Here is a 6,825-nt window from a genome sequence, read left to right on the forward strand (position 1 = left end):
CCAACACTAAAGTAATCAGGGAATTTCCAGTTTGGATAATATTGCTTCTTAATGTACTTAAGAAAACTAAAAAATATAGTTCCCAGTATAAATAAGGCTGCTAATATGAGTACAACGATAGCAATTGTTATATAAACGTTCATGTTGAAGATGTGAACTCCCTTCTACGTAAAACAACTTAAATAAGTTTCTTTTAAATGCAGTTTCGGTAATTATTATTTACTAATAATTAATTTTGATGAGCAGTACAGATGTGAGCAAATAAAACAGACTATTTAGTGTAATATCTTGAACATCAGCTCTTTCATTAATCCGCCATGATCGGTATTTGATTCTACGCCTTTGCTTTTCAGGTCATATTCGCGCAGGTAACTAATTACCTGGAATGTTTTACCCAAATTATACCCCCTTGCAGCCTGTTCATAATCTTTCAAAAAATACGGACTAACACCCAATTCGCGGGCAAGGTTCTGCGGCGATTTATCTTTTACATAATGATAAGCAAGCACTTTGCTGAAAAAGTTATTCAGGTTGCCTAATACCAGCACAATGGGGTTGGCTTTAGGGTTGGCCTCAAAGTAATTTACAATCTGGTTTACCTTATAAGCATCCTTTTTTGTAAGGGCCGACTGCAGTTCAAACACATTATACTCCTTACTTATACCAATATTATCATGAATATGCTTAAGTGTGATCTCTTCGCCGGCACTTACATTAAGCATTAGCTTTTCCAGTTCGTTAGCTATTTTTGAAAGATCATTCCCCAGGTACTCAGACAGCATAGCCGATGCCTGCTGGTTTATCTTATAGTTTTTGCCCGTAATATAGCCTTCTATCCATGCGGGTATTTTACTGTCATACAACGCTGCCGATTCAAATATCAACCCATTCTTATCAATGGCTTTATATGTTTTCTTACGTTTATCAAACTTGCCGTACTTATAACAAAACACCAGTATGGTGCTGGGCAGGGGGTTTTCCAGATAGGCTAACAGCGGGTTAATGCTTTTTTTGTCGTCATCATCACGGCCCCATTTCATGTCTTGCGCTTCTTTTACCAATACTACCTGGTAATCGCTCATCATAGGGTAACGTTTCGCGGCGTTTATAGCCGTCATTACGTCGGTATCTTTACCATACAGCACCGTTTGGTTAAAACTCTTTTCGGCGTCTGAAAGTACGTTATGCTCAATGTAATTACTTATCAGATCAATAAAATAGGGTTCATCGCCATGTAACAGGTACAGGGGTTTAAACTTACGGTTCTTAAGATCTTTTATAATTTCGGGAGCAGTCATGGCGGTAAGTTAAAAGTCAAAAGTAAAAAGTAAAAAGCTATTTAAGGCTAACAAGAATTCTTTTTATCCCATACATCACCAGAAAGAAAATTTATGTGTCTTATTATTGGCACTTTTGACTTTTAACTTTTTACTTTTGACTTGAAATGGATCTGCTACTTCCTCTTAATCTGCCGCCCTACCCTTTTAAGTTAACTGACCAAAACGGGCAGCTAAGCTTGTTTGACGAGATCAGAAAGAGGAATATCATTATTACCCCCGAAGAATGGGTAAGGCAGCATTTTGTGCAATATCTCATCCTCCAGAAACAATACCCCAGATCGCTTATTAAACTGGAGGGCGGGCTTAAACTCCATGGGCAAGCAAAACGGTCAGATATTGTGGTTTTTAATTCATCAGGAGAAAAGATCTTACTGGTTGAATGTAAGGCGCCATCGGTACCCATAAGCCAGGCCACGTTTGACCAGGCCGCCCGTTACAATATGGTACATAAAGTTGCCTTGCTGGTAGTGAGCAACGGGCTGCAACATTACTATTGCCGTATTGATTTTGAGAACGAAAGCTATAAATTTATTGAGGAGCTGCCAGCTTACAAGAGTATTTAAATGAACTAAACAGTAGCTACAAGGCTTTGTATCTTTTCCATCAGTTCATCAGGCTTAAATGGTTTGGCTATGTAACCATTCATGCCTGCCTTAGTTACCTGGTCTTTAATATCAAATAAAGCTGATGCGGTTAAAGCAACAATAGGAATATTTGCTTTTGCCGGGTCGGGCATTTTCCTTATCTCGATAGCTGCATCAAAGCCATTCATAACAGGCATTTGCAGGTCCATTAAAATAATATCAAAGTTACCATACTGCATAATTTCTACCGCCCGCTCGCCATTTTCGGCAATAGTTGGCACTATCTTCCATTTTGAAAATAGCTTTTTCATCAACATTACGTTAACCGGATTATCTTCGGCAATCAATACACGCAACCCCATACTAAATATTTCTGCCGGTTCGGTTATATATGCTGCTGGTGTTGTTATGGCAGGCGAACCGTTTTCCATTGAGGCAGCCGAACCATTTTTTGTTAAGGCTGATATAACCTGTGAAGGCTGTACTTTTCTTTCAATCGGGGCTATCTCTGTTGCTACCGGGAACTCCATATTAAATAAAAACTCCGAGCCCTCGTTCACCTTACTGTTAACATGCATCTGCAGGCCTTGTAACTCAAGCAAACGCTTTACAATTGCCAAACCTAAACCGGTACCACCATACTGGCGTGTTGTACTGATAGATTCCTGCGTAAAGGGTTCAAATATGCCTTCCAGGTTTTCCTTCTTAATACCAATACCCGTATCCTTTACCGAAAAACTTATAGTTATGTTATTATGCCTATCCTCTAAACAAGTTGCCCTTACCAAAATACTACCTTCGGCAGTAAATTTAATGGCGTTACTTATAAGGTTAAAAATAATTTGTGCTAAACGTGTGGGGTCACCAAATATTAGTTTTTTGCGCAGGGTGCTGTCAATGTCAAGTTTAAACAATAAGCCCTTTTCTTCTGCCTTGATCACCTGGCCACCACATATATTATGCATCAGGTCAACCAGGTTAAACTTTATCTTTTCGAACACCACCTTGCCCGATTCTATCTTGTTAAAATCGAGCACATCATTAACAATAGCCAGCAGGTTATTGGCCGAAAACTTTAAGATCTCCAGGTTCTCGTTCTGATCTGGCCGCGGATTGTTCATCATCAGCAAATTGCTCATTCCTATAACCGCATTTAACGGTGTACGTATCTCATGAGACATGGTAGACAAAAACTCGGACTGTACCTGTGATGATTTTTCGGCCTTTTCAATGGCCCTTTCAAATTTTATATTTAAGGCTGCCTGCCCTTCGCTGGTTTCTTTAAGCTGTTTTATATTATTTAAAAAGGCATTGTAAAAATGACTATGAATAAATATGATGAGCGTAAAACTCGCGAATACAGCAATGATGATGGTTGATTGATCTGACTTCTCGGGCTTAAAAAAATCAATAAAGTAATTATGGTCATAAACCATTACCAGAAACAGTAGCACCGGTAATAAATTTAACAGGGAAAAAAACATACCCCAGTTTTGCCCCAACATATAAAAACTAAACAAAATTACCAGGATAATGATCTGGATGGTAATAATATTTACATCCTGTGTGGTGAAGAATACCGTAACCAGGTTGGTTATTGTACCAATTATTAGCAGAATATGAGATATGGTTCGCCAGTGGGGCTTGTAAGTGAGATATTTAAATAAGCCGGCAATGCACAGCAATAATACCCCGCATGTTATTGACATTACAGGCAAATTTTGCAGGTATACACTTAAAAACAATGTTAAAAGTGTAATAAACACCAGTATAAAGCCATAATAAAGCAAGCGGATACGAGCCTGGTCAAGAATTGACTGATCCTTATTAAGAATTTTAGAAATTGAAAAATTGAAAAAATCCACTTCTTTTTAATTGCAGGCTTTTATAACAATTAGGTAATTCAAATTGGCGGATTAATATACGCAAATTTATAATAGTTTAAATTGTAACAAGCTTACAGTGTACTGCAATTAGTTTGCCAAAGCCGCTAAGTTATCTTCCAGTATCCTCAATTTCGCTTCGGCATCGGCTTTCTTCCTGTTTTCAATTTCAATTATCTCGGGTTTGGCATTTGCCATAAAACGCTCATTACCTAATTTGGCGTTAACTGATTTTAAGAACCCCAGTAAATATTCCTTTTCTTTTTCCAACCGGGCGCTTTCAGCAACTGCATCTACAGCTATGTCAAGCGTGATGTAAAACTCATCTGTACCTGCAATAAAGCTGTTTGCACCATTAACGGCTTCGGTAACTAAAGTCAGTTCACTAATATTACCCAACTGTTTAATAATAGGCTGATACTTGTTATAATCAATTGCCGAGTTTGCTTTAACAGCTAATGGCAAAGCTTCTTTAGGTGATAATTGTTTGGTATCCCGCACGTTGCGAATTTTTTCAACAACCTGTTGTACCACTTCTATTTCGGCATTTAAGCGGGTATTTATTTGCCCGTTATTAGGTAGTTGCGCAACAATACAGCAATCTAATTCTTCGCGCTCGCCAAACAGCTCATCGTGCCACAGCTCTTCTGTTAAAAATGGCATAAATGGATGCAGCACTTTTAAGATATTTTCAAAAAATGCAATAGTAGCTTCGTATGTAGTTTTATCAATACTTTGTTTTTCAACACCTTGCTGATAAACAGGCTTTACCATTTCAAGGTACCATGCACAGAAATCATCCCACACCAGCTTATACGTAGCCATCAACGCTTCAGATAATCTGTATTGTGCAAAATCGTCCTCAATATCTGTTAAAGCCTGGTTAAAACGGCTTTCAAACCAGGCAATCGCTACCTCGTTCCCTGGCTTCAAATTCGTATCAACCTGCCATCCTTTAATCAGCTTAAAGGCATTCCAAATTTTATTGGCAAACCCGCTTCCCTGCTTGCAATATTTCTCATCAAACATTAAATCGTTACCGGCTGGCGAGCAAAGCAGCATACCTACCCTAACACCATCGGCACCGTATTTATCAATCAGATCCAACGGATCGGGCGAATTACCTAATGATTTTGACATTTTACGGCCCAGCTTATCCCTAACAATACCGGTAAGGTAAACGTTGTTGAATGGCTTTTGCTTGCGCAGCTCATGGCCGGCTATGATCATTCTCGCCACCCAAAAGAATAAGATCTCGGGAGCGGTCACAAGGTCATTTGTTGGGTAGTAATAGTTTATTTCGGCGTTATCCGGATTGCGTACCCCATCAAAAACAGAGATAGGCCACAAGCCCGATGAAAACCAGGTATCTAATACATCCTCGTCCTGGGTTAGGTCATCAATAGAAAGTTTTGGGTCTATAGCCTGCGCCTGCACCAATGCTTCCTCTTTAGTTTTTGCTACAACAAACTCGCCGTTTGGCAAATAGTAAGCAGGTATTTGCTGCCCCCACCATAACTGGCGGCTTATGTTCCAGTCCCTAACGTTCTCCATCCAATGGCGGTAGGTATTAACGAATTTCTCGGGGATCAACTTTACTTCACCATCTAAAACATATTCTAAAGCGGGTTTGGCCAGTTCCTTCATTTTGCAAAACCATTGCATAGACAGCTTTGGCTCAATAACAGCATTGGTGCGCTCGCTGAAACCAATTTGTGAAGTATAATCTTCTGTTTTAGCTAAAGCGCCGGCTTCTTCAAGCAGCACCGCAATTTTCTTACGGGCAACAAAGCGGTCTTCGCCTACTAATATCTGTGCTTTCTCATTCAGGGTAGCATCATCATTTAAAATGTCAATAATGGGTAGTTTATGCTTTTGGCCCAGTTCATAATCATTCAAATCATGCGCAGGAGTAACTTTTAAACAACCGGTACCAAAATCCATGGTCACGTATTCATCCAAAATAATAGGGATCTCTCTATTTATTAGAGGAATATAAACCTTCCGGCCATGCAGGTGCAGGTAACGCTCGTCATTAGGGTTTACACATATTGCCGCATCTGCCATGATAGTTTCAGGCCGGGTGGTAGCTACGGTAACAAAGTTTTGAGTTGAAGGTTCAAAGTTGAAAGTTGAAAGTTCTGACTTTTCACTTTTATCTTTTAACTCTTCACTTACAGGGTACTTTATATAATAAAGCTTTTGGTTTACTTCTTTGCGGATAACTTCCTCGTCAGATACCGCGGTTTTTCCCTGTGGGTCCCAGTTAACCATACGTACACCACGGTATATTAATCCCTGCTTATGCAAGTGAACAAAGTAATCTATCACCGCTTCAGACATATCTTCATCCATGGTAAATTTGGTACGTTCCCAATCACATGAAGCACCCAGCTTTTTCAGCTGCTCTAATATAATACCGCCATATTTCTCTTTCCACTCCCAGGCATATTTTAAGAATTCATCCCGGGTAAGATCTTTTTTGTTGATACCGCGCTCTTTAAGCATGGTAACTACCTTTGCTTCGGTGGCAATGCTGGCATGATCTGTACCGGGTACCCAGCAAGCGTTTTTACCTTTCATGCGGGCACGGCGTATCAGCACATCCTGTATGGTATTGTTAAGCATATGGCCCATGTGCAGCACACCCGTAACATTAGGCGGAGGTATCACAATTGTATAAGGCTCGCGCTCGTCAGGCACAGACCTGAAGAAATTGTGCTTTAACCAGTAACTGTACCATTTATCCTCTGCTTGTTTAGGCAAATATGTTTTAGCAATATCCATAGCCTGCAAAAATAACTATTTGAAGCTAATCACAGAATTTTAACTTACGGTTTTAAACAGAATGATTATAAATTGAATAAGTAGCCGTTTAGCAACAATAATTTTACAATAGGCCGTTATATTAAAATAAATACCCAGCCCGGCTATGAAAGCATTGCCTGTTAATCGTTTTTTTGCTACAATCCTCAAAATGTCGAGGTTAGCATTTTTAATTAAGTGGTTTAATCGCTA

At 39.4% G+C, this 6,825-nt stretch carries 4 protein-coding genes; 1 reads left to right on the forward strand and 3 read right to left on the reverse strand.

Translation table 11 applies throughout. The features are described from left to right. Positions 1–275: 275 nt before the first annotated feature. Positions 276–1,298 (reverse strand): DNA polymerase III subunit delta, encoded by a 1,023-nt coding sequence (holA, locus tag WC743_RS26310; RefSeq protein WP_373016536.1) that lies wholly within the window; start codon positions 1,296–1,298, stop codon positions 276–278. A gap of 146 nt (positions 1,299–1,444) precedes the next feature. Here holA and WC743_RS26315 point away from each other — a divergent pair, with 146 nt between their 5' ends. Then, on the forward strand, positions 1,445–1,903 hold the full coding sequence (locus WC743_RS26315; protein WP_373016537.1) for a type I restriction enzyme HsdR N-terminal domain-containing protein: 459 nt from the start codon (positions 1,445–1,447) through the stop codon (positions 1,901–1,903). A 5-nt stretch (positions 1,904–1,908) separates the two neighbouring features. Here the strand turns inward: WC743_RS26315 and WC743_RS26320 are convergent, their stop codons facing one another. Continuing rightward, the gene (locus WC743_RS26320) at positions 1,909–3,789 is read right to left on the reverse strand and encodes an ATP-binding protein (protein ID WP_373016538.1); all 1,881 of its coding nucleotides are present in this window, start codon (positions 3,787–3,789) and stop codon (positions 1,909–1,911) included. 108 nt (positions 3,790–3,897) lie between these two features. Continuing rightward, positions 3,898–6,594 (reverse strand): valine--tRNA ligase, encoded by a 2,697-nt coding sequence (locus WC743_RS26325; protein WP_373016539.1) that lies wholly within the window; start codon positions 6,592–6,594, stop codon positions 3,898–3,900. Positions 6,595–6,825 lie beyond the last annotated feature (231 nt).

This window comes from Mucilaginibacter sp. (genome assembly GCF_041660805.1).
Lineage (GTDB): Bacteria > Bacteroidota > Bacteroidia > Sphingobacteriales > Sphingobacteriaceae > Mucilaginibacter.